23 protein-coding genes are annotated in these 25,062 nt (G+C 71.5%); 11 read left to right on the top strand and 12 right to left on the bottom strand.

What is annotated here, in order from left to right:
* The 5 genes from ACTWQJ_RS17410 to ACTWQJ_RS17390 form a co-directional block, all read right to left on the bottom strand.
* A partial coding sequence (locus tag ACTWQJ_RS17410) for an ABC transporter ATP-binding protein (protein ID WP_443307547.1) occupies window positions 1-964 on the bottom strand: 964 nt, incomplete at its 3' end.
* Window positions 961-2,076, bottom strand: a complete 1,116-nt coding sequence (locus ACTWQJ_RS17405) for an energy-coupling factor transporter transmembrane component T (RefSeq protein ID WP_443307546.1) — start codon at window positions 2,074-2,076, stop codon at window positions 961-963. The genes ACTWQJ_RS17410 and ACTWQJ_RS17405, both read right to left, overlap by 4 nt.
* A 163-nt stretch (window positions 2,077-2,239) precedes the next feature.
* Window positions 2,240-2,896 carry an SCO2322 family protein gene (locus ACTWQJ_RS17400; protein ID WP_443307545.1) on the bottom strand — a complete coding sequence of 219 codons (657 nt, stop codon included), beginning with the start codon at window positions 2,894-2,896 and terminating at the stop codon, window positions 2,240-2,242.
* Window positions 2,893-4,143 (bottom strand): prenyltransferase/squalene oxidase repeat-containing protein, encoded by a 1,251-nt coding sequence (locus ACTWQJ_RS17395; RefSeq protein WP_443307544.1) that lies wholly within the window; start codon window positions 4,141-4,143, stop codon window positions 2,893-2,895. Before ACTWQJ_RS17395 ends, ACTWQJ_RS17400 begins: the two co-directional genes overlap by 4 nt.
* A gap of 310 nt (window positions 4,144-4,453) precedes the next feature.
* Window positions 4,454-5,479 (bottom strand): MBL fold metallo-hydrolase, encoded by a 1,026-nt coding sequence (locus ACTWQJ_RS17390; RefSeq protein WP_443307543.1) that lies wholly within the window; start codon window positions 5,477-5,479, stop codon window positions 4,454-4,456.
* A gap of 188 nt (window positions 5,480-5,667) precedes the next feature.
* Here ACTWQJ_RS17390 and ACTWQJ_RS17385 point away from each other — a divergent pair, with 188 nt between their 5' ends.
* Window positions 5,668-7,125 carry an aldehyde dehydrogenase gene (locus ACTWQJ_RS17385; RefSeq protein WP_443307542.1) on the top strand — a complete coding sequence of 486 codons (1,458 nt, stop codon included), beginning with the start codon at window positions 5,668-5,670 and terminating at the stop codon, window positions 7,123-7,125.
* A 3-nt stretch (window positions 7,126-7,128) separates the two neighbouring features.
* The gene (locus tag ACTWQJ_RS17380) at window positions 7,129-7,362 is read left to right on the top strand and encodes a ferredoxin (RefSeq protein ID WP_129800813.1); all 234 of its coding nucleotides are present in this window, start codon (window positions 7,129-7,131) and stop codon (window positions 7,360-7,362) included.
* 245 nt (window positions 7,363-7,607) lie between these two features.
* Here ACTWQJ_RS17380 and ACTWQJ_RS17375 read toward each other — a convergent pair whose 3' ends face one another.
* Window positions 7,608-8,249, bottom strand: coding sequence for a TetR family transcriptional regulator (locus tag ACTWQJ_RS17375; RefSeq protein WP_443307541.1), 642 nt, complete (start codon window positions 8,247-8,249; stop codon window positions 7,608-7,610).
* Between the two features lie 221 nt (window positions 8,250-8,470).
* Between ACTWQJ_RS17375 and ACTWQJ_RS17370 the strand changes: the two genes are divergently transcribed.
* Genes ACTWQJ_RS17370 through ACTWQJ_RS17360 form a run of 3 tightly spaced genes read left to right on the top strand, consistent with a single transcriptional unit; the run spans window position 8,471 to window position 11,642 of the window.
* The gene (locus ACTWQJ_RS17370; RefSeq protein WP_443307540.1) at window positions 8,471-9,847 is read left to right on the top strand and encodes a glycosyltransferase family 4 protein; all 1,377 of its coding nucleotides are present in this window, start codon (window positions 8,471-8,473) and stop codon (window positions 9,845-9,847) included.
* Entirely contained in the window at window positions 9,841-10,575 is a 735-nt protein-coding gene (locus ACTWQJ_RS17365) for a class I SAM-dependent methyltransferase (RefSeq protein ID WP_126391870.1), read from the top strand. The genes ACTWQJ_RS17370 and ACTWQJ_RS17365 overlap by 7 nt, the downstream gene beginning before the upstream one ends.
* Window positions 10,572-11,642: a prenyltransferase/squalene oxidase repeat-containing protein gene (locus ACTWQJ_RS17360; protein WP_443307539.1), complete on the top strand. Its 1,071-nt coding sequence runs from the start codon at window positions 10,572-10,574 to the stop codon at window positions 11,640-11,642. Before ACTWQJ_RS17365 ends, ACTWQJ_RS17360 begins: the two co-directional genes overlap by 4 nt.
* Before the next feature lie 140 nt (window positions 11,643-11,782).
* Here the strand turns inward: ACTWQJ_RS17360 and ACTWQJ_RS17355 are convergent, their stop codons facing one another.
* A complete protein-coding gene (locus tag ACTWQJ_RS17355; protein WP_443307538.1) occupies window positions 11,783-12,076 on the bottom strand; it encodes a hypothetical protein in 294 nt (97 codons plus the stop codon).
* A 158-nt stretch (window positions 12,077-12,234) separates the two neighbouring features.
* Here ACTWQJ_RS17355 and ACTWQJ_RS17350 point away from each other — a divergent pair, with 158 nt between their 5' ends.
* Genes ACTWQJ_RS17350 through ACTWQJ_RS17340 form a run of 3 tightly spaced genes read left to right on the top strand, consistent with a single transcriptional unit; the run spans window position 12,235 to window position 15,849 of the window.
* Window positions 12,235-13,527, top strand: a complete 1,293-nt coding sequence (locus ACTWQJ_RS17350; protein ID WP_443307537.1) for a hypothetical protein — start codon at window positions 12,235-12,237, stop codon at window positions 13,525-13,527.
* Window positions 13,524-15,098 carry a substrate-binding domain-containing protein gene (locus ACTWQJ_RS17345; protein WP_443307536.1) on the top strand — a complete coding sequence of 525 codons (1,575 nt, stop codon included), beginning with the start codon at window positions 13,524-13,526 and terminating at the stop codon, window positions 15,096-15,098. Before ACTWQJ_RS17350 ends, ACTWQJ_RS17345 begins: the two co-directional genes overlap by 4 nt.
* Window positions 15,085-15,849 carry a hypothetical protein gene (locus ACTWQJ_RS17340; protein ID WP_443307535.1) on the top strand — a complete coding sequence of 255 codons (765 nt, stop codon included), beginning with the start codon at window positions 15,085-15,087 and terminating at the stop codon, window positions 15,847-15,849. Before ACTWQJ_RS17345 ends, ACTWQJ_RS17340 begins: the two co-directional genes overlap by 14 nt.
* 4 nt (window positions 15,850-15,853) lie before the next feature.
* Here ACTWQJ_RS17340 and ACTWQJ_RS17335 read toward each other — a convergent pair whose 3' ends face one another.
* The 5 genes from ACTWQJ_RS17335 to ACTWQJ_RS17315 form a co-directional block, all read right to left on the bottom strand.
* Entirely contained in the window at window positions 15,854-16,864 is a 1,011-nt protein-coding gene (locus ACTWQJ_RS17335) for an LLM class F420-dependent oxidoreductase (protein ID WP_443307534.1), read from the bottom strand.
* A 103-nt stretch (window positions 16,865-16,967) separates the two neighbouring features.
* Window positions 16,968-17,795: a DUF5336 domain-containing protein gene (locus tag ACTWQJ_RS17330; protein ID WP_443307533.1), complete on the bottom strand. Its 828-nt coding sequence runs from the start codon at window positions 17,793-17,795 to the stop codon at window positions 16,968-16,970.
* A gap of 157 nt (window positions 17,796-17,952) precedes the next feature.
* On the bottom strand, window positions 17,953-18,897 hold the full coding sequence (locus ACTWQJ_RS17325; RefSeq protein WP_443307532.1) for an N-acetylmuramoyl-L-alanine amidase: 945 nt from the start codon (window positions 18,895-18,897) through the stop codon (window positions 17,953-17,955).
* Window positions 18,898-18,999: 102 nt separating this feature from the next.
* On the bottom strand, window positions 19,000-19,650 hold the full coding sequence (locus ACTWQJ_RS17320; RefSeq protein WP_443307531.1) for a class I SAM-dependent methyltransferase: 651 nt from the start codon (window positions 19,648-19,650) through the stop codon (window positions 19,000-19,002).
* An 89-nt stretch (window positions 19,651-19,739) separates the two neighbouring features.
* Window positions 19,740-21,473, bottom strand: coding sequence for an MFS transporter (locus tag ACTWQJ_RS17315; RefSeq protein ID WP_443307530.1), 1,734 nt, complete (start codon window positions 21,471-21,473; stop codon window positions 19,740-19,742).
* A 173-nt stretch (window positions 21,474-21,646) separates the two neighbouring features.
* Here ACTWQJ_RS17315 and ACTWQJ_RS17310 point away from each other — a divergent pair, with 173 nt between their 5' ends.
* The 3 genes from ACTWQJ_RS17310 to ACTWQJ_RS17300 all read left to right on the top strand — a co-directional run.
* Window positions 21,647-23,077: a DHA2 family efflux MFS transporter permease subunit gene (locus ACTWQJ_RS17310; protein ID WP_443307548.1), complete on the top strand. Its 1,431-nt coding sequence runs from the start codon at window positions 21,647-21,649 to the stop codon at window positions 23,075-23,077.
* A gap of 177 nt (window positions 23,078-23,254) precedes the next feature.
* Window positions 23,255-24,112 (top strand): MaoC/PaaZ C-terminal domain-containing protein, encoded by an 858-nt coding sequence (locus ACTWQJ_RS17305; protein ID WP_443307529.1) that lies wholly within the window; start codon window positions 23,255-23,257, stop codon window positions 24,110-24,112.
* Between the two features lie 207 nt (window positions 24,113-24,319).
* Window positions 24,320-25,062: alcohol dehydrogenase catalytic domain-containing protein (locus ACTWQJ_RS17300; RefSeq protein ID WP_443307528.1), on the top strand; the 743-nt coding region annotated here is incomplete at its 3' end.

Raw genomic sequence — 25,062 nt, 5'->3', positions numbered from 1 at the left:
GGTGAGGGGTGGGCGGGGTGTCGGGTGTGCTGCGCCTGCGGAACAGCCGGCGGGGGGCGGGGGGTCTGCGCGTCGCGCTCGACGGCGGGGCCGGGGTGGGCGTGCCGTCGGGTTCCCGGCCGTCGAGGCATGCGCCGCCGGCTTCCCGGCCGTCGAGGCGTGCGCGCAGGTCGGCCGCCCGGCGACGGGCGTCGCGGACGGTCAGCGGCAGCGGGGACCAGCCCGCGAGCCGGCCCAGGTCGACGACCGGCGGATACACCGGCGACACGGCCATCACCTCGGCCGGGGTGCCGAGCAGCGGGGCGGCGCCCGGGGCGGGCAGCAGGACGACCTGGTCGGCGTACTGGACGACCCGTTCCAGGCGGTGCTCGGCCATCAGGACCGTCGTCCCCAGGTCGTGGACGAGCCGCTGGAGCACGGCGAGGACCTCCTCGGCGGCGGCCGGGTCGAGCGCGGAGGTCGGCTCGTCCAGGACCAGCACACTCGGATGCGGGGTGAGGACCGAGCCGATCGCGACACGCTGCTGCTGGCCGCCGGAGAGGGTGGCGATCGGGCGGTCCCGCAGGTCGGCGAGGCCCAGCAGGTCCAGGGTCTCCTCGACGCGGCGGCGCATGACGTCCGGGGCGAGGCCCAACGACTCCATGCCGTAGGCGAGTTCGTCCTCGACGGTGTCCGTCACGAAGTGGGACAGCGGATCCTGGCCGACGGTGCCGACGACGTCGGCGAGTTCGCGCGGCTTGTGCGTACGGGTGTCCCGGCCGGCCACGGTGACCCTGCCCCGCAGGGTGCCGCCGGTGAAGTGCGGGACGAGCCCGCTCACCGCGCCGAGAACGGTGGACTTGCCGACGCCAGACGGGCCGACGAGCAGGACGAGTTCGCCCTCCGGGACCTCGAAGTCGACGCCCTGGACGGTGGGTTCGGCCGCCCCGTCGTACGTCACGGAGACGTCCTCGAAGCGGATCATGAGGGCTCCTTGAGGACGGGGCCGGCGGGAGGAGGCGTGATGAACGCCGGGAGCAGGCCGAGGAGTACGGCCGCCGCCGGCCACAGGGGCAGCGTCGGGGCGACCAGGGGGACCACGCCCGGGTGCATCGCCGCCGGGTCCGAGGCGGCGGCGAGCGCGAGCAGTGCGGCGACGGCGGCGCCGGACGCGGCGACCAGACTGGCGCGCAGGTCCCACCTGTCGGGGCGGTAGCGGGTGCGCAGGGAACGACGGCCGCCGAGCCACAACCCGGCCAGCGCGGCGGCGAGTCCGGCGAGCAGCACGGGAAGACCGTACGTGCCGCCCTCCGCCGTCAGCAGTCCGTACGTTCCCGCGCATACGCCGACCAGGCCGGTCAGGGTGAGCGCGGCCGTCGTACGGCGGACGGCGACCGGGACCTGGGCGGTACGGCCGTAGCCGCGGGCGTCCATCGCGGCGGCGAGAGCGACGGAGCGTTCGAGGGCGCCCTCCAGGACGGGCAGTCCTACCTGAAGCAGGCCCCGTACACCTCGGTCCGGGCGGCCGCGCAATCGGCGGGCGGCGCGCAGGCGCTGGGCGTCGGCGATGAGGCTCGGTGCGAAGGTCAGGGCCACGACCACCGCGACGCCGGTCTCGTACAGGGCGCCGGGGAGGGACTTGAGCAGGCGGGAGGGGCTCGCGAGGGCGTTCGCTGCGCTGACACAGATGAGGAGTGTGGCCAGCTTCAGGCCGTCGTACAGGGCGAAGACCAGGGTCTCGGCGGTCACCCTGCCGCCCAGGCGGATGCCCTGCGCCCAGTCGGGGAGGGGGACTTCGGGGAGGGTGAGGAGGGTGTGCGTGCCGGGGATGGGGGAGCCGAGGGCGATGGCGAAGACGAGGCGGATGAGGAGGACGGCCAGGGCGAGTTTGAGGAAGGCGCCGTAGGAGCGGGACCAAGGGGTGTTCGGGCGGCGGGTGACCACGACGTAGGCCGAGACCGTGATGAGGAGGGTGAGGAGGAGGGGGTTGGTGGTGCGGGTGGCTGCGGTGCCGAGGCAGAGGGACCAGAGCCACCAGGCGCCGGGGTGGAGGGGCGTGCGGTGCTGGTGGCGGGGGGTGGGTGCGCTTGCCGGCACGTGCCGGGTGCCTCCCCCGCTCTCGGCTTCGCTCGAGCGTGGGGACCCCCATCGCCCACCCGTGCCGCCCCAGCGGCACGACTGCCCGCAGCTATGGCGGATGCGGCGGCACAGCTGCCCGCAGCTGCGGCGGTTGTGGCGGCACGGCTGCCCGTAGCCGGGGCTAGCCATTTCTACGTCGGCGCGCCTGCCACCCCGTTGCTGCGCCCAGTGTTGCTATCGCGGCGATTGCTGTCAGTACGCCGAGCGACGGGCCGCCCGACTCGTCCGTGTCCTTGTTCTCTGATGCCGTGTTCTCTGATGCCGTCGGCTTCTCCTCCGTCTTCACCTGCTCCCCGCACCCCCGTTCCGGGTAGCCCGCGATGGCGCACAGCAGGGCGTTGGAGTCGTAGCGCAGGGGTTTGGCGATGGTGGCCAGGGCCTCGGCTGTCGTCGCGTCGGGGGCGACAGCCGCGCAGGCCGTGCGGGTGGGCGGTGGGGTTTCGCCGGACGGGGCGTCCGTGGGCGTGCCGAAGTCGATGACGAGAGCCACCCGCTTCCTGCCCTCCTGCGCGGGCGTCTTCGCGCAGATGGTCGCGAAGTCCGCCGTGTCGCGGGGCCGGGCGGAGTCCTGGGAGTCCTCGCTGACGGAGAAACGGAAGCCCTGGACGTCGCCGTCGGCGGGGCGGGCGGTGGACGGTCCCTGGGTGGCGTACGTCCACTGGTCGCCGGCGCGTTCCCAGAAGGACCAGTAGCGGTACCCGACCGCCTGGGCCTGGCCCGCGCCGCCCGCCAGGACGAACAGGCACGCGGCCAGGAGGAGCGCGGTACGGCGTATCACGGCTGCTGCCCCTTGTTGCGGCCGCTGATCAGGAAGCCGATGCCGATACCGGCGACGAGACCGACGCCGATGATCCACCAGACGCTGACCCCGTCGTCGGATGCGGAGTCGGAGTCGGACTCCGAGTCGGCCTTTTCCGCGGCGTCGGCGGTCTGCTCGGCCGACTGCGGGGCGGGGCCCGTCGCGTTGAGGCGCTGGACGAGGTCGGTGCCGCCGAAGTCGCGCGGGTCGCTGCCCGTGGCGTGGGCGGCGAAGATCAGCTGGGCGTAGGCGGAGGGGCCGCTCTGCTCGGCCCAGGCGGGGCCGTTCTCCTCCAGCCACTTCAGGGGCTTCGCGGCCTGTTCGGCGCCGCCCTGCGCGGCGAGGGCGACGACGGCGTCGGCGGTGTTGCCGTAGTCGGGCTGGTCCTCGGCGCCGGCGAGGGCGGACTTCAGGTGGCCGTCCTTCTCGATGGCCCGGGCGAGAAAGGCGGCACCGCCCGCGGCGGCCTGCGGCGGGGTGAGGTCGCTGTCGGCGCAGGAGGAGCCGGTGGACACCTTGTCGGCGGCCCGGGGGGCCATGCCCTTGCCGAGGGCGGCGAGCACTCCGGCCGCCGTCGCATCGGCGTTGGCTGCGAGCTCGCCCTTCTTGCCGGGCTGGTAGGCGAAGGCACCGCCGCCGTCCTCGTCGCAGGGGACGGCCAGTTCGAGCAGGGCGTCGTAGGGGGACTTGCCGCTCTTGACGACGTCCTTCGGCTGCTCGCCGACCGCGGTGAGGGCGCCGATGACGAGGGACGTGGAGTTCGTGTCGCTGGGGCCGCCCGCGGTGTAGCCCCAGCCGCCGTCCTTGTTCTGCGCGGACTTCAGCCAGGTGACGGCCTCGCCGATGGCGGCGTCGTGCCCGCCGAGTGCGGCGAGGGCCTGCACGGCGGCGGCCGTCATGTTGGTGTCGACCGGGGTCTTGGCGTCGCAGGGCTTGGCGGGGTCGGCGCGGAACGGTGCGAAGGCGCCGTTCGCGCACTGCTGTCCGGTGAGCCAGTCCACGGCCTTGGCCGCGGGCTCGACCCCCACGGTGTCCTGGGCGAGCAGGGCGAGCGACTGGCGCCAGACGCCGTCGAAGCTCGGGTCCGTACTGCCGTACAGCCCGGACGGGATCGCCACGGACGGTGAGGCGGACGGGGACGGGTCGGCGGCCTGGGCGACCGGGGTCGCGGCGACGCCGATCACGGCGGTGGCGGCCAGGACCGCTGCACTGCGGCGGACGTTCATGATCGGCGGGGTGCCTCTCCCTGAAAGGAACCGGGCAGCACGGGACACCCCGGGCGGCTCGGCTCCGTATGCCTCGACGGTGCCGCACACCGGCCGGTTGCCGGTGCACGTGAGCCGGTCACGTTCCGTCCGGGGCAGTCCGGCTCACCGAAGCCCTGCCGGGCCCGGCTCACGGTTGCGGGTCAGCGCCGGATTTGCACCGGCTTCCCCCCGTACGGGTGTGATGACGACTCGGCCACTCTACCGGGCCGTACGGAAGGGGCTGAGGGGCGCCTGTGGATGCTCCGTTCCCTGGAACCGGGGGCCGGGTTCACACCGCCACGTACGCCACCGGCTCGCTCCCCGGCACCGCCTCCGCGCGACCCAGCTTCACCAGGCGGCGAAGGTGGGCCTCCGCCTCCGAGACCGCGATGTTCCTCGAGCCGTACGGGATCTGCTCCCATGGGCGGTTCCACTCCATGCGCTCGGCGAGCTGCCAGGGAGTGAGCGGCGAGGTCAGGAGGTTCAGCAGGCCGGTGAGCCGCTCCTCGTGGTGGGTGAGCAACTCCCGTACGCGGGCCGGTGCGTCGGCGAACGCGTGCTGGTGGGCCGGGAGGACCTCGGCGGGGGCGAGGCGGCCGACGCGTTCGAGCGAGTCGAGGTAGTCGCCGAGGGGGTCGGTCACGGTGGCGTCGTCCGGGTCCTCGTACAGGCCGATGTGCGGGGTGATCCCGGGCAGCAGGTGGTCGCCGGAGAACAGTCGGCCGTGGCCCGAAAGGCGGGCGGGGTGCTGCTCCTCCAGGTGCAGGCAGACGTGGCCCGGTGTGTGGCCGGGCGTCCAGATCGCGCGCAGGCGGCGGCCGGGGAGGTCGAGGAGTTCGCCGGGGACGATCTCCCGGTCGGGGAGGGCGGGGGAGAGGCCGGGCAGGGTGCGCGGGCGGGCGTTGCGCAGGGGGGCCACGTGCTCCTCGGGTGCGCCGGCCGCGGTGAGTTTGGCCGTCATGTAGGCGAACCAGTGGCCTGGCTGGGTCTCGCGGGTGCGGCGGACGATCGCGGTGTCCGCCGCGTGCATCGCGATCCAGGCGCCGGACGTCTCCCGTACCCGGCCCGACAGGCCGTGGTGGTCGGGGTGGTGGTGGGTGATGACCACCCCGTGGATCTCGTCCGGCGAGGTACCGCACATGGTCAGCCCCTCGGCGAGGGTGTCCCAGGACGCCGGGTCGTCCCAGCCCGTGTCGACCAGTACCGGACCGCGGTCGGTGTCGACGACGTACACGAGCGTGAAGCCCAGGGGATTGTCCGGGATGGGGACCCGGATGGACCGGACGCCTCCGCCGTGGTCGCTGACCTGTGTCATGGGCTCCCCTGTCGCCGCGTTCTCGCCACTATAACTAGAACGGGTTTCGATGGGAGCCCAAGTCACCTTCCTGTGGGACCCTTCCGACCTGCGAGCCTGACCGGCCTGTGGACTCCTCCGAGCGGAACTGGTATCAGTTCCGATATCTGATGGATCGTCAGAGTCACGCTCCGGGGAGGCAGTCGGCCATGACCGAGCTCGTGGAACACGGACAGCTGTTCATCGGCGGGGAGTTGACCGACCCCCTGGGCAAGGACGTCATCGAGGTGATCTCGCCGCACACGGAAGAGGTCATCGGTCGGGTGCCGCACGCGTCGCCCGCCGATGTCGACCGGGCGGTCGCCGCGGCCCGCCGGGCGTTCGACGAGGGGCCCTGGCCCCGGCTGTCGCTGGAGGAGCGGATCGAGGTCGTCGGGCGGATCAAGGACGGGATCGCCGCCCGCCACGAGGAGATCGCCCGCGTGATCTCCTCCGAGAACGGATCGCCGTACTCCTGGAGCGTCCTTGCGCAGGCACTCGGCGCGATGATGGTCTGGGATGCGGCGATCACGGTCGCCCGGGACCACACGTACGAGGAGACGCGCGACGGCGTCCTCGGGCGGATCCTCGTGCGGCGCGAGCCCGTCGGGGTCGTCGCGGCCGTCGTCCCCTGGAACGTCCCGCAGTTCGTCGCTGCCGCCAAGCTCGCACCCGCGCTGCTCACCGGCTGCACGGTGGTGCTGAAGCCGTCCCCCGAGTCACCCCTCGACGCCTACCTCCTCGGCGAGATCGCGAAGGAGGCCGGGCTGCCCGAGGGCGTGCTGTCGATCCTGCCGGCGGACCGCGAGGTCAGCGAGTACCTCGTCGGGCACCCGGGCGTCGACAAGGTCTCCTTCACCGGCTCGGTGGCCGCGGGAAAGCGGGTGATGGAGGTGGCCGCCCGCAACCTCACCCGCGTGACACTGGAGCTCGGCGGAAAGTCGGCGGCCGTCGTGCTGCCGGACGCGGACGTCGGGACAGCCGTCTCCGGGATCGTCCCGGCGGCCTGGATGAACAACGGGCAGGCCTGCGTCGCCCAGACGCGCATCCTGCTGCCCCGCTCCCGCTACGACGAGTTCGCGGACGCCTTCGCGAGCGCCGCGAGCGCACTGGTCGTCGGCGACCCGCTGGACCCGGCCACGCAGGTGGGCCCGCTGGTCGCCCGGCGGCAGCAGCGCCGCAACCTCGACTACATCCGCATCGGCCAGGAGGAGGGCGCGAAGATCCTCACCGGCGGCGGCCGGCCGGCGGGCCTGGAGCGCGGCTGGTACGTGGAACCCACCCTCTTCGGCGACGTCGACAACTCGATGCGGATCGCCCGCGAGGAGATCTTCGGCCCGGTGATCTGCCTGCTCCCGTACGACGACGAAGCCGACGCAGTGAAGATCGCCAACGACTCCGACTACGGACTGTCGGGCAGCGTCTGGACGGCCGACGTCGAGCACGGCATCGACATCGCGCGCCGGGTCCGTACCGGCACCTATTCGGTCAACACCTTCAGCCTCGACATGCTCGGCCCGTTCGGCGGCTACAAGAACTCGGGCCTGGGCCGGGAGTTCGGTCCGGAGGGGTACGGCGAGTACCTGGAGCACAAGATGATCCATCTGCCGGCCGGCTGGGAGGCGTAGATCATGGGCGACCGCTGGCAGGTCGAGGTGGACCGCGCCCTGTGCATCGGCTCCGCCCAGTGCCTCCACCACGCCCCCGGCTCCTTCCGCCTCGACGCGGGCCGCCAGTCCCACCCCGTCGAACCGGAGACCGACGCCAACGAGAAGGTCCTGGCGGCGGCGGAGGGCTGCCCCGTCGAAGCGATCATGATCACGCTGCTGGGGAGCGGGGAGCCGGTGTTTCCGCCGGAGGGATGAAAAAAGTCCCCTTCGGGGGGTTCCGTCTGGCTCTGGGCGTTATATTCTGGTATTGGCCTACGGGACGAGTGAGGGAGTTCGACCGGAGTAGCCGACTGTGGCGAGATGTTTCGGCATCCGCCGTGGCCGACGTCGACGGTCGGGCTGAGAGGCCGGAAGGCAGCAGTTGGGCCGGACGGCGACCCCCAATACCTGATCCGGGTAATACCGGCGAAGGGAACCCGTCTCGTAGGTTTTTCGTGTGTCTACGCCCTGGTGTCGGGGTCCGTCAGATCGATCAGGCGGCACACCGTCTCGATGTCGATCTTCACCTGGGCGATGGAGGCGCGGCCCGAGAGCCAGGTGATCAGCGCCGAGTGCCAGGTGTGCTCGATGACGCGGACGGCGGAGAGCTGCGCCGGGGTCGGGTCGGCCAGGCCCATGGCGTCCAGGATGATCGCCGTCGTCTGGCGGGACACCTGGTCCACCTCGGGGCTCACGCTGCGGTCCGCGAAGGTCAGCGCACGGACCATCGCATCGGCCAGATGCGGCTCGCGCTGCAGGGCGCGGAAGGCCCGCATCAGCGTCTCCGCGACCCGCTCGGCCGCCGTCTCGCCCGACGGCGGCTTCTTGCGCAGTGTGCCGTGCATGTGCTCCAGCTGGTCCTGCATCGTGGCGACCAGCAGATGCACCTTGGACGGGAAGTAGCGGTACAGCGTGCCCAGCGCCACCTGCGAGGACTCCGCGACCTCGCGCATCTGCACCGCGTCGAAACCGCCCCGGCTGGCCAGCTGTGCGCTCGCCCGCAGGATGCGGCGCCGACGCGCCTCCTGCCGCTCGGTGAGGGGCGGGGTCGCGGGCGCGGCGGACCGCGCGCTCCTGGCTTCCACCTTGGCTTCCGCAGGCATGGATCCCGTTTCCGTGACAGTCCGTGAGGGCGTGCAATCAGTCAGCATGGCAGGCCCGGCCGGATCGCGCCCGCCGTGGCGTGAATCACCTGATCCACCGCTCACAGCGGCCCTACCTGCCGGTAGATTCAGAGCCTCTTGAACGATCAAGTCTGAAACTTGTTCTAGATTAGCGTCCCGGCGTAATCTCGCGGGACAGTGCAGTGAGAAGGGGGCCCAGAGTGACCGCTGAGGCCAGTCAGGCGGGGTCCCCCGGGGACCTGGCCGCCGACGGCGAGCGACCGCTCCGTATCGCACTCCTCACCTACAAGGGAAACCCGTTCTGCGGCGGCCAGGGCGTCTACGTCCGGCACCTCTCCCGCGAACTCGCCCGCCTCGGCCACCGCGTCGAGGTCATCGGCGCCCAGCCCTACCCCGTCCTCGACGAGGGTTACGACGGACTGCGCCTCACCGAGCTGCCCAGCCTCGATCTCTACCGCCAGCCCGACCCCTTCCGCACGCCGAAGCGCGACGAGTACCGGGACTGGATCGACGCGCTGGAAGTGGCGACCATGTGGACCGGCGGTTTCCCCGAGCCGCTGACGTTCTCGCTCCGCGCCCGCCGTCATCTGCGCGCCCGGCGCGGCGAGTTCGACGTCGTGCACGACAACCAGACGCTCGGGTACGGGCTGCTGGGTGATGTGGGCGCCCCGCTCGTCACCACGATCCACCACCCCATCACCGTGGACCGCCAGTTGGAGCTCGACGCGGCTCAGGGCTGGCAGCGGCGGCTGTCCGTACGCCGCTGGTACGCCTTCACCCGCATGCAGAAGCGCGTGGCGCGCCGCCTGCCGTCGGTCCTCACCGTCTCCGGTACGTCCCGCCAGGAGATCGTCGACCACCTCGGCGTACGGCAGGACCGCATCCACGTGGTCCACATCGGCGCGGACACGGACCTGTTCTCGCCGAATCCGTCGGTACGGCAGATCCCGGGCCGGATCGTCACCACGTCCAGCGCCGATGTCCCGCTGAAGGGCCTGGTCTTCCTCGTCGAGGCGCTGGCGAAGGTCCGCACCGAGCATCCCGACGCCCACCTCGTCGTCGTCGGCAAGCGGCCCGAGGAGGGGCCGGTCGCACAGGCCGTTCAGCGGTACGGCCTCGAGGGCGCCGTCGAGTTCGTCAAGGGCATCTCCGACGCCGAACTCGTCGACCTGGTCCGCTCGGCGCAGGTGGCGTGCGTGCCGTCGCTGTACGAGGGCTTCTCCCTGCCGGCCGCCGAGGCGATGGCCACCGGGACGCCGCTGCTCGCCACGACCGGCGGGGCGATTCCCGAGGTCGCCGGACGGGACGGGGAGACCTGCCTGGCGGTGCCGCCCGGCGACGCGGGGGCGCTGGCCGCCGGGCTGATCCGGCTGCTGGGCGACCCGGACCTGCGGGCACGCCTTGGCGCGGCGGGGCGTGAGCGGGTGCTGCGGCACTTCACCTGGGCGCGGGCCGCGGAGGGCACGGTGGCCCGCTACCGGGAGGCCATCGCCGGGTCCGCGTCCGCGACCGCTGGTGCATCCGCGGTTTCCACAGGTGTTGAAGGCGTCTATTCCGAAAGCAGGGCCACGTGCTGACCGTCGACTTCTCCCGGTTTCCGCTCGCCCCGGGCGACCGTGTTCTGGACCTCGGCTGTGGTGCCGGGCGGCACGCGTTCGAGTGCTACCGGCGCGGCGCGCAGGTCGTGGCGCTGGACCAGAACGGTGAGGAGATCCGCGAGGTCGCCAAGTGGTTCGCGGCGATGAAGGAGGCGGGGGAGGCCCCGGAGGGCGCCACCGCGACCGCGATGGAGGGCGACGCCCTCGCGCTGCCCTTCCCGGACGAGTCCTTCGACGTCGTGATCATCTCCGAGGTGATGGAGCACATCCCCGACGACAAGGGCGTCCTCGCCGAGATGGTCCGCGTGCTCAAGCCCGGCGGGCGGATCGCGATCACCGTCCCCCGGTACGGTCCCGAGAAGGTCTGCTGGGCCCTGTCCGACGCCTACCACGAGGTCGAGGGCGGCCACATCCGCATCTACAAGGCGGACGAGCTGCTCGCGAAGATCCGCGAGGCCGGTCTCAAGCCGTACGGCACACACCATGCGCACGCCCTGCACAGTCCCTACTGGTGGCTGAAGTGCGCGTTCGGTGTCGACAACGACAAGGCGCTGCCGGTGCGGGCGTACCACAAGCTGCTGGTCTGGGACATCATGAAGAAGCCGCTCGCGACCAGGGTCGCCGAGCAGGCGCTCAACCCGCTGATCGGCAAGAGCTTCGTGGCGTACGCGACCAAGCCGCACCTGCCTCGGGTGGACGCCAAGTGACCACTCCCCGGACAGAACACCTCGTCCTGCCCGGGGTCCTCACCTCCGAGCAGGCCGCCGCGACCGTCGCCGGCATCCTCGCCGTGCAGCGCGAGGACGGGGCGATCCCGTGGTTCCGCGGGCACCATCTCGACCCGTGGGACCACGTCGAGGCCGCGATGGCGCTGGACGCGGCGGGCGAGCACGAGGCCGCCGAGCGGGCGTACCTGTGGCTGGCGACGCACCAGAACGAGGACGGCTCCTGGTACGCGGCATACGCCGACGGCGACCCGCACGACGTCACCGACCGGGGCCGCGAGACCAACTTCGTCGCCTACGTCGCCGTAGGCGTCTGGCACCACTACCTGTCGACCGGCGACGACACCTTCCTGGACCGTATGTGGCCGGTGGTGTACTCGGCGGTCGAGTTCGTGCTGGCCCTCCAGCAGCCGGGCGGGCAGATCGGCTGGAAGCGCGAGGACGACGGCACCTCCACCGCGGACGCGCTGCTCACCGGCAGCTCCTCGATCCACCACGCGCTGCGCTGCGCGCTCGCCATCGCCGAGCAGCGTGAAGAGCCGCAGCCCGACTGGGAGTTGGCGGTGGGCATGCTGCGGCACGCGATACGCCGGCACCCGGAGCGGTTTCTGGACAAGGACCGCTACTCGATGGACTGGTACTACCCGGTGCTGGGCGGCGCCCTGACCGGTGCGGAGGCCAAGTCCCGTATGGAGGAGGGCTGGGACCGGTTCGTCGTCCCCGGCCTCGGGGTGCGCTGCGTGGTCCCCAACCCGTGGGTGACCGGTGGGGAATCGGCCGAACTCGCCCTGGCCCTGTGGGCGATGGGCGAGTCCGACCGCGCGCTGGACATCCTGCAGTCCATCCAGCACCTGCGCGATCCGCGGACCGGCCTGTACTGGACGGGCTACGTCTTCGACGACGACGCGATCTGGCCACGCGAGCTCACCACCTGGACGGCCGGCTCCCTGCTGCTCGCCGTCGCCGCACTCGGCGGCCACGAGGCCACGTGCGCGGTCTTCGGCGGCGACCGCCTGCCGGCGGGGTTGGACGCTGACTGCTGCGCCTGAGAGCTCGGGCGGATCGTGTTCAGTGGCGGGTGCGGGTTGTCTGTGGCTGGTCGCGCCCACGGTGGGGGTCCCCCCGCTCGAGCGCAGCCGAGAGTGGGGGAGGAGCCGCATGTTGATACAGCCCCGCGCCCCTGGGGGCGTCAATGCCGATGTACTCGATTGGCGATCGCGTGCCCCACGAACAGGTACACGACCGCGGCCAGCCCGTACCCGGCGACGACGCGCGCCCACTCCTCGTCGAAAGTGAACAGATCATGCGACCAGCCGGCGAGCCAGCGCGCCGCGTCGTGCACGAACTGCACGAAGTCGTTGGCGCGGTTGGCGTCCAGCAGGTACATCAGGATCCACAGGCCCAGGATGAGGGCCATGATGTCGGCGACGATCGCGATGACCGTGCCGGCCTGGTTGGCACCGTTGCGATATCGAGGGGACATGCCCTCCGGGTTGCCGCTCGCCCCTGACTGAAACCCCGCTGCCGCCGCACCGCGGTCGGCTGTCATTCGTCCGCCGTTCGAGTGGAGTTGGTTCCTCCGGGGGATGGTGTTCTCCGGGGTCTCTGATGATCCTGCCCCCTTGAGCGGCAGGAGGGCCGTTGTCCGACGACAGAACATCCACGATCGAGGAACCGAGACTCACCACCCGCCGAACCACACCCCGCCGCGTCCCGCGTCTCGTCGTCGCCGCGCTGCCGCTCGCCCTCGCCGGTCTGCTGTCCCTGCTGATCTCGGGCAACGCGCTCCGGCCGTTCGAACGCATCACGGTCGTCGAGTCGCGGATGGCCTCCAAGTCCGACTACTTCAAAGACCCCGAAGTGGAACGGCTGTTACTCAAGCACGGCATCCGCGTGGACATCCGCCGCCTCGGCTCCCGGGGCATCGCCACACGGTCCCTGAAGGGCCTGGACGTGGTCTTCCCGTCCGGCCAGCCCGCGGCGAAGCTGATCCTGGACCGGCCGGACGACACGGGTCAGTCGGTGCGCCCCTTCGTCAGCCCGCTGGCCCTCGGCACCTTCCGCGACTACGCCGAAACCCTGGTGCAGGCCGGGGTGGCGACGGCGCAGCAGCCGACGGGCAGGGATCCGACGATCTACTACGACCTCGACATGGAAAAGTTCATGACCCTGCTCGACGGCGTGGACGACCCGGACGACTCCAAGGACGGCAAGGGCAAGAAGGCGGACACCTGGAACGGCATCGGCTACGAGGACGTGGCCCGGCACAACCGCAGCAACAGCGGCAGCGTCCTGGTGCGTACGTCCAACGTCTGCGAGTCCAACGCCGCGGGCACCTATCTCAGCATGCTCGCCTTCGTCGCCAACGACGACAAGATCCCGGGCTCGAACCACCCCAACGACCCCGAGCGCGCCAAGGAGGAAGTCGACCGGATCGCCGCGGAGATCAAGCCCCTCGTCAGTCTGCAGGGCATGTGGGCCGACGAGCAGGCCGACAGCTACTTCTCCGACCTCGGTGAGTCCCTGGCGCCCATCTCCCTGATCTACGAGCACCAGTTCCTGGCCCACCAGATCGCCCACCACGCCAAGCGCGGCGAGCAGGACACCAGCCGCGTCCTGCTCTACCCCAAGCCGTACGCGCTCACCGAGCCGCAGCTCATCTCCCTGAGCCCGGACGGCGACCGGCTGGTCGAGCTGATCAGGGAGGACGAGGAGCTCCGCCAGCGGGCACTGGAACTGGGCTTCCGGATCCGCTTCAACGGCGAGGACGGCGCCAGCGAGCAACTGGACGCGTACCTGAGCGAGCGCGGCATCCAGGTACCGGTCCCGAACCGCGACCAGACCAAGGCGCTCGAACCCGGCCTGGAGACCCTGCAGGACATCATCAACTACGTCGGCGACTGTCCGCCGCCCAACCCGGACGACGCATCATGACCAGGCTCGTCCGCGCCCTGACGGCGTCGCTCACCCTGGTCCTCCTCGCCGGCCTCACCTCCTGCGCCCAGGACGAGGACCCGGTCACGCTCCGGGTCCTCGCCAGTCCCGAACTCGCCGATGTCGCACCGCTGCTGGGCGAACTGGAGGAGGACACCGGGGTCACGCTGGAGATGGAGTACGAGGCCAACGCGGACCTCGAAGGACAGTACCCGGGCGGCCCGGAGTACGACCTGGCGTGGCTCGCCTCGGACCGCTCGTTCCAGCTCCGCGTCCAGAACTCCGAGGGCCGCCTGACCCGGCCCGAGTCCACCCCGATCATGCGGTCACCGGTCGTCGTCGGCCTCGAACCCGACATCGCCGAGAAGCTGCGCAAGGCCGCCCCCGAGGGCCGGATCTCCTGGGCCGACGTGGCGGACGCCGCCGCCGACGGCACCGTACGGTTCGGGATGGCCGACCCGCGGCGCAGCGACACCGGCCGCGCCGCGCTCGTCGGCGTCGCCACCGCCGCCGCCGGCACGGGCCGCGCCCTGCGCGAAGAGGACGTCTCCTGCGACCGCCTGCGGGGCTTCCGCTCCGGCCAGACCCTCACCGCACCCAGCTCCCGCGACCTGATCGCCGCCCATCTGAGCAACCCGGGCGACACCAACGCGCTGATCGCGCACGAGTCGGAGCTGCTGTCCCTCACCGGCGACGACAGGCTGGACGAACCACTCCGGATCGTGCACCCCGACGACGGCATGGTGCTCTCCGACTTCCCGCTGCTGCTGCTCGACCAGAAACAGCGCTCGGCATACGGCAGGGTGGTGGACTGGCTGCTCGGCGCCGACACGCAACGAAAGCTCATGGAGCGGACCTTCCGCCGCCCCGTCAACCAGGACGTCGAGCCCTCCGAACCGCTCAGGGCCTCCGTCGGCAACGCGCTCTCCTTCCCCGACCGGCTGTCCATCGTCGAGCAACTGATCACCGACTACGGCGACCCCCAGATCCGCACCGCCGACCAGGTCGTCTTCGTACTGGACTTCTCGACCTCGATGCGCGGCGAGCGGATGGCCGGCCTGCGCGCCGCCTTCGCCGGACTCAGCGGCGCCGACGACACCTCCACCGGCAAGTTCGCCCGCTTCTACCGCGGCGAACGCCTCACGGTCGTCCGGTTCGGCGGCCGGGTACTGGAGGAACGCACCGTGACCGTACGCGGCGACGCCGATCTGCGCACCCTCGACCAGCTGGTCGCCGAGGGCGGTTACGACGACGCCACCGCCGTCTGGACCGCCCTCGACCGCGGCTACCGCATCGCCACCGCCGCCGTACGCGACGAGCCCGCACGTCCCGTCGCGATCGTGCTGATGACCGACGGCGAGAACAACGCGGGCATCACGTACGAGGAGTTCCTGCGCCGCCACGACTCCCTCGGCAGCGACGCGAAGGCGGTGCCCACCTTCCCCGTCCATTTCGGAGAGGCCGACGCGGCAGCCCTGAAACGCGCCGCCACCGCGACCGGCGGCCACATGGTCGACGCCAACCTCTCCTCCCTCTCCGACGCGTTCAAGGAGATCCGTGGGTGTCATTGACAGTCAGTGGTGGGGCCTGTGGTGGCCATGGCTGCTCGTCTGGGCCGTCACAGCGGCCTGCCTCGCCATCCTGCTCCGATACGGATGGCAGCGCCTGCGCCGCCGGCGCAAGCGCGCCGGGACACACCTCGACATGTGCTTCTACCTGCACAAGCAGCAGGTCATGGACATCTACGAGGTCGGCGGCTTCGCCCAGTCCCTGACCCAGGAGGTCGCCGACCGGCTCCAGGTCACCAGCAACCTCGGCCTGTGGGGCAAGCTCTTCTTCTGGATGGGCAAGGCGGACCGGGGCGTCACCAAGGAGCGGGTCACCACCTACCTCCAGGAGAGCACCCCCATGAACGTGATCGGCGTACTCATGGACGCGATGCGCAAGGAGGACAAGGTGGTGGACGCCGACCTCGTCGACGGCGAACTCGTCCTCAACCGGGAGCTCTCCGACCGGCTCAGCGGAAGATACCCCGACGGCCAAGTACCCCTGAGCGCCCTGCGGCTGGCGTACGTCTCCGTCACCGGCGACTTCACCGCCCGCCGACTGGAGAACGGAGACGTACAGCTGCGCGCCCGCTACGGCAGCGGCGAGCCGCCCGCACACGTGGAGATCATCTGCGACGAGTCCGAGGGCCGCGGCGACTTCCGCAAGGAGCGCTACTACCGGGGGCAGTTCACGGCCCGCTGCCTGGGCAAGGTGCGGGGCTGGGACGCACAGACGGGGGAGCTGTCGCTGGACCCGGTGGCCATCTTCCGCTGAACCGCTAGGAGTTGAGCTCCGCGAGCACCCGAAGCGTGTGCGGGTCGGGAGCCAGGACCAGCAGGTCGGTCACCGGGCCCTTGCGCCACAACTCCAGCCGTTGCGCGATGCGTTCGCGCGGACCGACGAGGGAGATCTCGTCCGCGAACGCGTCGGGGACCGCCCGTACGGCCTCCTCACGACGGCCGGCAAGGAACAGCTCCTGGATCCGCCGGGCCTCCTCCTCGTATCCCATGCGGGCCATCAGATCGGCGTGGAAGTTGCGCTTGGCGTGGCCCATCCCGCCGATGTAGAAGCCGAGCATCGCCTTGACCGGCAGCAGCCCCTCCGCGACGTCGGCGCACACCCGCGCCCGGGCCATGGGGGCGACGAGGAAGCCCTCGGGAGCGCCGGCGAGCGAGGCCTCGTACACCTCGGTCCGCAGCGGGGACCAGTACAACGGCAGCCAGCCGTCGGCGATCCGGGCCGTCTGCGCGATGTTCTTCGGCCCCTCCGCGCCCAGCAGGACGGGCAGATCGGGTCGCAGGGGGTGGGTGATCGGCTTCAGGGGCCTACCGAGGCCGGTGCCGTCCGCGCCCCGGTACGGGTGGGAGTGGAACCGTCCGTCGACTTCGACAGGTGCCTGCCGCTCGAGGACCTGCCGTACGACGTCGACGTACTCCCGGGTCGCGGTCAACGGCGAGGACGGGAACGGCCGCCCGTACCAGCCCTCCACCACCTGCGGCCCCGACAGCCCGAGCCCCAGCAGCATCCGGCCGCCGGAGAGATGATCGAGGGTGAGGGCCTGCATGGCGGTGGTGGTCGGCGACCGGGCCGCCATCTGGGCAACCGCGGTACCCAGCTTGATGGTTGAGGTGTGGGCGGCGATCCAGGTGAGCGGCGTGAACGCGTCCGAGCCCCAGGACTCCGCCGTCCACACCGAGTCGTACCCGAGCCGCTCCGCCTCCTGGGCCAGAGCCACGTGGTCGGGGGAGGGACCGCGGCCCCAGTATCCGAGCGCGAGACCGAGCCGCATTTCGCCGCCTCCTGACGAGCTGTCAGTTTTCTGAGGGGGGTGACTGTACGACAACGGCCCCCCGCCCGGAAGGGTGAGGGGCCGTGCAGCTACGGGCTCGACGTCAGCCGCGCTGGATACCGGTCGTGTCCTGCAGGACACCGCGGCGGCCGTCCTGCGTCTGCGCGACCAGCGCCGGACCGCGCTGCTCGACGGCCAAGTACCAGGTGCCCGGGGCGAGTTCGGCGATGGGGGTCGGCGAACCGTCCTCCGGGAACAGCGGCCGCGGCACCGGCACCGCGAACCAGAACGGGGAGAAGTCCCCGGCCGGCGGCTGCGGCTGCTGGGCCTGCTGCGGCTGACCGCCGTAGGGCTGACCGGGCTGCCCCGGCTGCGGCTGACCGCCGTATCCGGCGGGCTGCTGGGCGCCCGGGTAGCCGTAACCACCCTGCGGCTGACCGCCGTAGGGCTGCGGGGCGGCGGGGCGCGGGGCCGGGAGGAGGGTGCCCTTGAGGGCGGGGACCAGCGGGGTGGCGACAGCGGCGGCGGCCATGAGTAGGGTGGCGACGAGGGCGAGGATCAGGCCCGTGCCGGCGTCGGGGCCGTCGGAGGAGTCACCGCCGAAGTTGTTGGCGGCGCTCGCCGGGTCGAAGACGCTGCCGAGCGCGCTCCATGCGGCGAACACCGTGAAGGCGACGCCGAACTGACCGAGGTCGAGCCCTGCGACCTTCGGGGCCTGCGGCAGCCCGCGGCCGACGACGACGAGCGCGGCGCCGATGAGACCCGCCAGCACGACGCTCATCAACACCGGCCCGCTGCCCCACAGGCTGGGCATGTCCAGGCCGTCCGGAGCACCGTCGGACGAGTAGAAGTCGAGGAACGACGCGATGAACAGCAACACCGCTGCTCCGATCACCACGCCGTCGCCTCGAGTGAGGGAGCGGATATTCACTTCAAAGGTCCTTCGTAGGTCGTCTCGTCGGTAGAGGCGTCGCTGTCACCATGTCGCCGTCAGGCCCCGGTGCGAAGCGCGGGGGTGGCCCCTCATCGTACGGATGACACTATCGTCCGTACGATCGCGCTGTCCGCCGGGATCAGCGCGCTGAGCACTACCCGCGCAGGAAACTCACGATTCCCTCAGAGATCCCATGCGCCGCCTTCTGCCGCCAGGCGCCGCTGGTCAGCAGTGCCGCGTCCTTGCTATCGCGCATGTTGCCGCACTCGATGAAGACCTTGGGAACCGTTGACAGATTGAGACCGCCCAGGTCCTGACGCGTGACGAGACCGGTGCCGTTGCCTACGTAGTTGGACGGCGCGCTGCCGGTGAGGCGTACGAAACTTCCCGCGATGCGCTCGCCGAGGTCGCGGGACGGCCCGACGATCGGCCGGGTGTCGGCGGCGCCCTTGTGGACGGACGCCGGGAGGATGACGTGGAAGCCGCGGTTCCCGGTGCCGGACCCGTCCGCGTGGATGGACACGACGGCGTCGGCTTTCGCGGCGTTCCCGATCCGCGCCCGCTCGTCGATGCAGGGACCGTACGGCCGGTCGCCGTCCTGGGTCAGCTTCACCGTGGCGCCCTGCTGTTGCAGCAGCGTGCGCAGGCGGTGGGCGACGTCCAGGGTGAACCTGGCCTCCGTGTACCCGGAGTTGGTGGATGTGCCTGTTGTGTCGCACTCCTTCCAGTTCGTGCCGATATGCACCTTGCGGTTGATATCGGCCGTGTGCTGGAAGTTGCCCGGGTTGTGACCGGGGTCGATGACGACGACCTTGCCCTTGAGGGGAGCGGCGGCCGAGGGCGTCGGGGAGGCGCTCGGCTCCTTGGCGTCGGAGGCGGGCGCATCGGTCGGGGAGGCGGCCGAGGAGGGGCGCGTGCTCGCCGAGGCCCCGGACGCCTGTCCCGGCGTACCGCCGGAGCCCTCGGAGTCACCCACCGCCTCGTACACCAGCCACCCGAGCAGCGCGCCCGGCACCAGCGCCGCGACGGCGACGGTCAGTGCCCCGCGGCGGGGGCGGCGGGGTTGGAGGTCATCGAATTCGGGGCCTCGGTACGACACGTCTGCCACCCTAGCTGCCGGTCACGCCACCCCACGGCCCGTGTGCGGCCCAATGGGTGGTGGCCTGCGCCGTTCGGCTGCCGAAGCCCCTTGCGGGACCGCTCAGATCCCCGCCCCCGTGCGCCGCAGCACCCGCAGCGAGTCGGTGGCCGAGACCTCCGTGAAGGCGCCGGAGGCGAGGGCGCGGAGGTAGACGCGGTACGGGGCCTGGCCGGTGAACTCGTCCGCGGGGTCGGGGAACACGTCGTGGATGACCAGCAGACCGCCCTCGGCGACATGCGGCGCCCAGCCCTCGTAGTCGGCGGTCGCGTGTTCGTCGGTGTGGCCGCCGTCGATGAAGACCAGGCCGAGGGCGGTGCCCCAGACCTGCGCGACCTGCGGCGAGCGGCCGACGAGGGCGACGACGTGCTCCTCCAGGCCCGCCTTGTGCAGCGTGCGGCGGAAGGTGGGCAGCGTGTCCATCAGGCCGAGCTCGGGGTCGACCGTCTCCGGGTCGTGGTAGTCCCAGCCGGGCTGCTGCTCCTCGCTGCCGCGGTGGTGGTCGACGGTGAGTGCAGGGACGCCGGCCGCGCGGGCGGCGTCGGCGAGCAGGATCGTGGAGCGGCCGCAGTACGTGCCGACCTCGAGGAGCGGCAGTCCGAGCCGCCCGGCTTCGACGGCCGCCGCGTAGAGGGCCAGGCCTTCATCCGTGGGCATGAACCCCTTGGCCGCCTCGAACGCGGCCAGGATGTCCGGCTTGGGTGCCGCGGTCATGGGGTTCCTTTCGGTCGTACGGGTGACTGGGCGCCCCATCGTGCACCACGCCCCCGTCGGCGCGCGACGGGGGCGTGGATGCGGGCGGGTCAGGCGGTGACCGTCTCGCCCGGCAAAGCGAGGTCCAGCTCGACCGGGCGGTCGTCGCCGGAGTGGGTCGCGGCCGAGGCGAGGGGGCCGTGGCCGGTGGCCTTGGCGGCCAGGACGTAGGCGCCATGGGCCGGGACCGCGAGGGCATAACTGCCGTCCTCGGCGGAGAGCGTCGCGCCCGCCTGCCGGCCCCGGCGGTCGATCAGCGTCACCTTCGCGCGGGCGACCGGAGTGCCCTCGGCATCGAGGACGCGGCCGCGGAAGCCGCGCAGGACCTCTTCGGCGCGGGCCAGGTTGGCGTCCTCCTCGCTGCTGGCCCGCAGCTGGGGCGCGCGGTTCGGCTTCGGCAGGAACAGGGCCAGCAGCAGGCCGACGGCCACGGCGCCGGTCGCGATCAGGAAGGAGACGCGGAAGCCGTGCATGGTCGGGATCTCCACGCCGTTCACGGTGTTCGCCGTGTTGGCCAGCACCATGCCGATGACGGCGCTGGAGACGGACGTACCGATGGAACGCATCAGCGTGTTGAGGCCGTTCGCCGCACCCGTCTCCGAGGCCGGGACCGCGCCGACGATCAGCGCGGGCAGCGAGGAGTAGGCGAGGCCGATGCCTGCGCCCAGGAGGACGGCGATGACGAGGGACTGCCAGGCGGCGCTCATCAGGCCGAGGCCGGCGCCGTAGCCGATGGCGATGATCGACAGGCCCAGGATCAGGGTGAACTTGGGGCCGTACTTCGCCGAGAGGCGGGCGTAGACGGGTGCCGTGAACATCATCGTCAGGCCCAGCGGGGCGACCAGCAGGCCCGCGACGACCATCGACTGGCCGAGGCCGTAGCCGGTGCTGGTCGGGAGCTGGAGGAGCTGGGGGAGGACGAGGGAGACGACGTAGAAGGAGACGCCGACCATGATCGAGGCGAGGTTGGTGAACAGCACCGCGGGGCGGGCGGTGGTGCGCAGGTCCACGAGGGGGGCCGCGGTGCGCAGCTCGTAGACGCCCCACAGGAGCAGGACGACGACCGACGCGGCGAACAGGCCCAGCGTGGTGGCGGACGTCCAGCCCCAGTCGCTGCCCTTGGTGATCGGCAGCAGGAAGAGGACCAGCCCGAGGGAGAGACCGAGCGCGCCCGGCAGGTCGAAGGACCCCTCGGCGCGCATCGGGGACTCGGGTACGGCGAGCAGGGTGAGGACGATGGCCAGGACGCCGAGGCCGGCGGCGCCGTAGAAGAGGGCGTGCCAGTCGGTGTTCTGGGCCACCAGGGCCGCGGCCGGGAGCGCGAGTCCGCCGCCTACGCCGATCGAGGAGCTCATCAGCGCCATCGCCGAGCCGAGCCGCTCGCGGGGCAGCATGTCGCGCATCAGGCCGATGCCGAGCGGGATGGCGCCCATGGCGAAGCCCTGGAGCGTACGGCCTCCGATCATCGTCAGCAGGTCGCTGGTGAGGGCGCTGACCAGCGCGCCGACCACCATCACGGCGAGGCTGATGATCAGCATCCGCCGCTTGCCGAACAGGTCACCGAGGCGGCCCATGATCGGCGTGGCCACGGCTCCGGAGAGAAGCGTCGAGGTCAGGACCCAGGTGGCGTCGCTGGGCGCGGTGTCCAGCAGCTGCGGCAGATCCTTGATGACCGGGACGAGCAGGGTCTGCATCACGGCGACAACGATGCCCGCGAAGGCGAGGACCGGGACGACGGCGCCGGTCGCTCTGCCGGTGGGCTGGTCGTTCGTCGTTTGTTTCATGTGGGTGATCAACCCGGTGTACCTGGGCAACTATTCCGATGCTTTGGTCAGCTAACGAATTCTTGACCTTCTCTTGGGAACTGGCGCAGGCCCTGCTCGGAGACTCTTTGAGAGCGGGCCCAGGTCTGGCCTAGGTCGAAATCCCGATGCCAGGAGCGTGGGTGGTTGAGAGCATGACACCCATGCTCGGAGCCGCTGACGTCCCCACCCGCACATCCCGCCGTGCCGCGCCGCCCACCTGGCTGGTGGTGGCGCTGGCGTGTGCCGGCCAGTTCCTCGTCGTGCTCGACGTGTCCGTCGTGAACGTGGCGCTGCCGTCGATGCGGGCTGATCTGGGGCTGAGCGGCTCCGGACTGCAGTGGGTGGTGAACGCGTACGCGATCGCCTTCGCCGGGTTCATGCTGCTCGGCGGGCGGGCCGGGGACCTGTACGGGCGCAAGCGGATGTTCCTGGTCGGGCTCGCCCTGTTCACGCTGGCCTCGCTGGGCGGCGGGCTGGCCCGGGAGGGCTGGGAGCTGCTGGCCACCCGGGCCGTGCAGGGACTCGGCGCCGCGGTGCTGGCGCCCTCGACGCTGACGATCCTCACGGCCGCCGTCCCGGAGGGCGCCGCCCGGGCGCGGGCCATCGCGACCTGGACGGCGGTCGGCGCGGGCGGCGGAGCCGCGGGCGGGCTCGTCGGCGGGCTGCTGGTCGACGGGCTGTCGTGGCGGTGGGTGCTGCTGATCAACGTGCCGATCGGCGCGGTTGTCCTGCTCGGGGCCCTCCGATGGCTCCCGGAGAGCCGCGCCGGGGACGGGCGGCGGCTGGACCTGCCGGGCGCACTACTGGTGACCGCGGGGCTCGGCACGCTGGCGTACGGGATCTCGCAGACCGAGGCCTCGGGGTGGACGGCGGCGGCGACCCTGGTGCCGCTGGTTGCGGGGCTCGCGCTGGTCGGGCTGTTCCTGCTGGTCGAGGCGCGTACGGCCGCGCCGCTCATGCCGCTCGGACTGCTCGGCCGGCGGGCGGTGTCGTCGGCGAACGCGGCGATGTTCCTCAGCGGCGCGGCCATGTTCTGCATGTGGTACTTCATGACCCTGTACGCGCAGAACGTGCTCGGCTACACGCCGCTCGAGGCCGGGCTGGCCCTGGTGCCGAGCTCGCTGGCCGTGGTCGCCGGCTCCAAACTCGCGCCGCGTCTGATGCGGAGAGCGGGGGAGCGGAACGTGGCCGTGCTGGGGACGGTGGTGGCTGCGGTCGGGTTCGGGTGGCAGTCGACGATCAGTGCGGAGGGGACGTATCTGGCGGCGATCATGGTCCCGGGGATCCTGATGATGCTGGGCGCGGGGCTCGCGGCCACCCCGCTGGCCGCGCTGGCCACGTCGGGAGCGCCGGCCGGGGAGGCCGGACTGGTCTCCGGGCTGGTCAACACCTCCCGCACGATGGGCGGCTCACTCGGGCTCGCCGTGATGTCGACGATCGCAGCGGCACGGACGCAGGGCAGCGACGGACCTGCGGCACTGACGGAGGGGTACGCGCTGGCGTTCCGGGCGAGTGCGGGGGTGCTGGCGGTGGGGGCGGTGATGATGGCGGTGTGGTTGCCGCGGAAGGCGACGGGGCGGTGACGTTCCTGCTCGACGACCCATTGAGCTGATGCAGCGTCAGGAGCCTTCACAACTCTGATGGGCTCGGCTATACAGGGTGCGCCGGACTGGAACGCGTTCTAGAACGGCCCGTGACGACCTCGGTGCGGCCGACGGTGCGGACGGCCGTACCGGGGTCTTAGAGCCGACAGGAGCCCCATGCCCATCGACGCAGCCAAGGCGCTCGCCGCCGAACCCCGGACCGGCGAGATCACCTGGGACCAGAAGGACGTCCAGCTCTACCACCTCGGCATCGGCGCCGGCGTCCCCGCCACCGACCCCGACGAGCTGCGCTACACCCTGGAGTCCCGGCTGCATGTGCTGCCCAGCTTCGCCACCGTCGCGGGCGCGGGCTCGCCCGGCGTGATCAGCAGCCTATCCATGCCGGGTGTCGACGTCGACCTCGCCCGCGTCCTGCACGGCGGCCAGGCACTGCGGATCCACCGGCCGATCCCGGTGCGGGGAACCGCCACCGCCACCGGCCGTATCGCCGCCGTGTACGACAAGGGCAAGGCCGCCGTCCTCGTCATGCGCACCGAAGTCGCCGACGCCGACGGGCCGTTGTGGACCAACGACGCGCAGATCTTCGTACGAGGGGAGGGCGGGTGGGGTGGCGACCGCGGGCCGTCCGCGCGCCTCGAACCCCCGACCGGCGCGCCCGACCGTACCGTCGAGCGGCACAGCCGCGAGGACCAGGCCCTGCTGTACCGCCTCTCCGGCGACTACAACCCCCTGCACGCCGACCCCGAGTTCGCCAAGGTCGCCGGGTTCGAGCGGCCCATCCTGCACGGGCTGTGCACGTACGGCATGACGCTCAAGGCGGTCGTCGACACGCTGCTGGGCGGTGATGTGACCCGGGTGCGCTCGTACACCACGCGGTTCGCCGGGGTCGTGTATCCCGGCGAGACGCTGCGCATCCGTATGTGGCGGCAGGAGGCGGCGGTCCGGGTTGCCGTGACCTCGGTCGAGCGGGACGACTCGCCCGTCCTTGCCGACACCATCGTCGAGCACTCTTGAACCCTCCCCCAGCTGAAGCAGGGGGATTCCTGGCTCACGTCGCCTGCGGCCCTGCGGACCGGCAGGCCTTACACGATCAACACCAGCCGGGTTGGAACCAGCCCGGTTTGGTACTGCAAGCAAAGGACTTGCTGTGCTGGCTTGGTTCTCGCTCAGCACGTCGGAGATCGTACCAGTCGGTGAAGGACTCTTGAGGGGAGCCGCACCATGCGCGCAGCCGTACTGCACGAGATAGGTCAGGACAAGCTGGAGGTCCTCGACGACGTCGAGGCGGTGGGGTTCGGCCCCGGCAAGGTGCGCATCCGGGTGCGGGCGACCGGGCTGTGCCACTCGGACCTGTCGGCGATGAACGGCGTACTGCCGCAGCCGGCGCCCTTCGTGCCGGGGCATGAAGGGGCCGGCGAGATCCTCGAAGTGGGCGAGGGAGTACGCCATCTCCAAGCAGGCGACCGGGTCGTCGTCTGCTGGCTGCCCGCCTGCGGCGCCTGTCCCGCCTGCCGCCGCGGACAGACCGAACTGTGTCTGGCCGGGTTCATGAACGCGGGCACCCCCAACTACAAGCGTCCCGGCGGAGACCTCTTCGGCTTCGCGGGCACCGGCACCTTCACCGAGGAGGTCGTGGTCGACGCCGGCTGCGCGGTGCCGATCCCCGACGACGTGCCCTTCGACATCGCCGCCCTCATCGGCTGCGGGGTGACCACCGGGCTGGGTGCCGCCCTCAACACGGCCGACGTGGAGGCGGGCTCGTCGGTCGCCGTCATCGGCTGCGGCGGCGTCGGCATCTCCGCGATCCAGGGTGCGCGGCTGCGGGGCGCCGCCGAGATCGTCGCCGTCGACCCGGTCCCGGCCCGCCGCGAGGCCGCGCTGAAGTTCGGTGCCAGCCGGGCGGTCTCACCGGACGAGCTGCCCGACGCCAAGCAGCAGGTCACCGGCGGCGAGGGCTTCGACTA

This window comes from Streptomyces sp. KR55 (assembly GCF_052245645.1).
Taxonomy (GTDB): domain Bacteria; phylum Actinomycetota; class Actinomycetes; order Streptomycetales; family Streptomycetaceae; genus Streptomyces; species Streptomyces flavusporus.
Note: the sequence above shows the minus strand (reverse complement) of the source record. Positions and strands in the feature narration are given on the sequence as shown.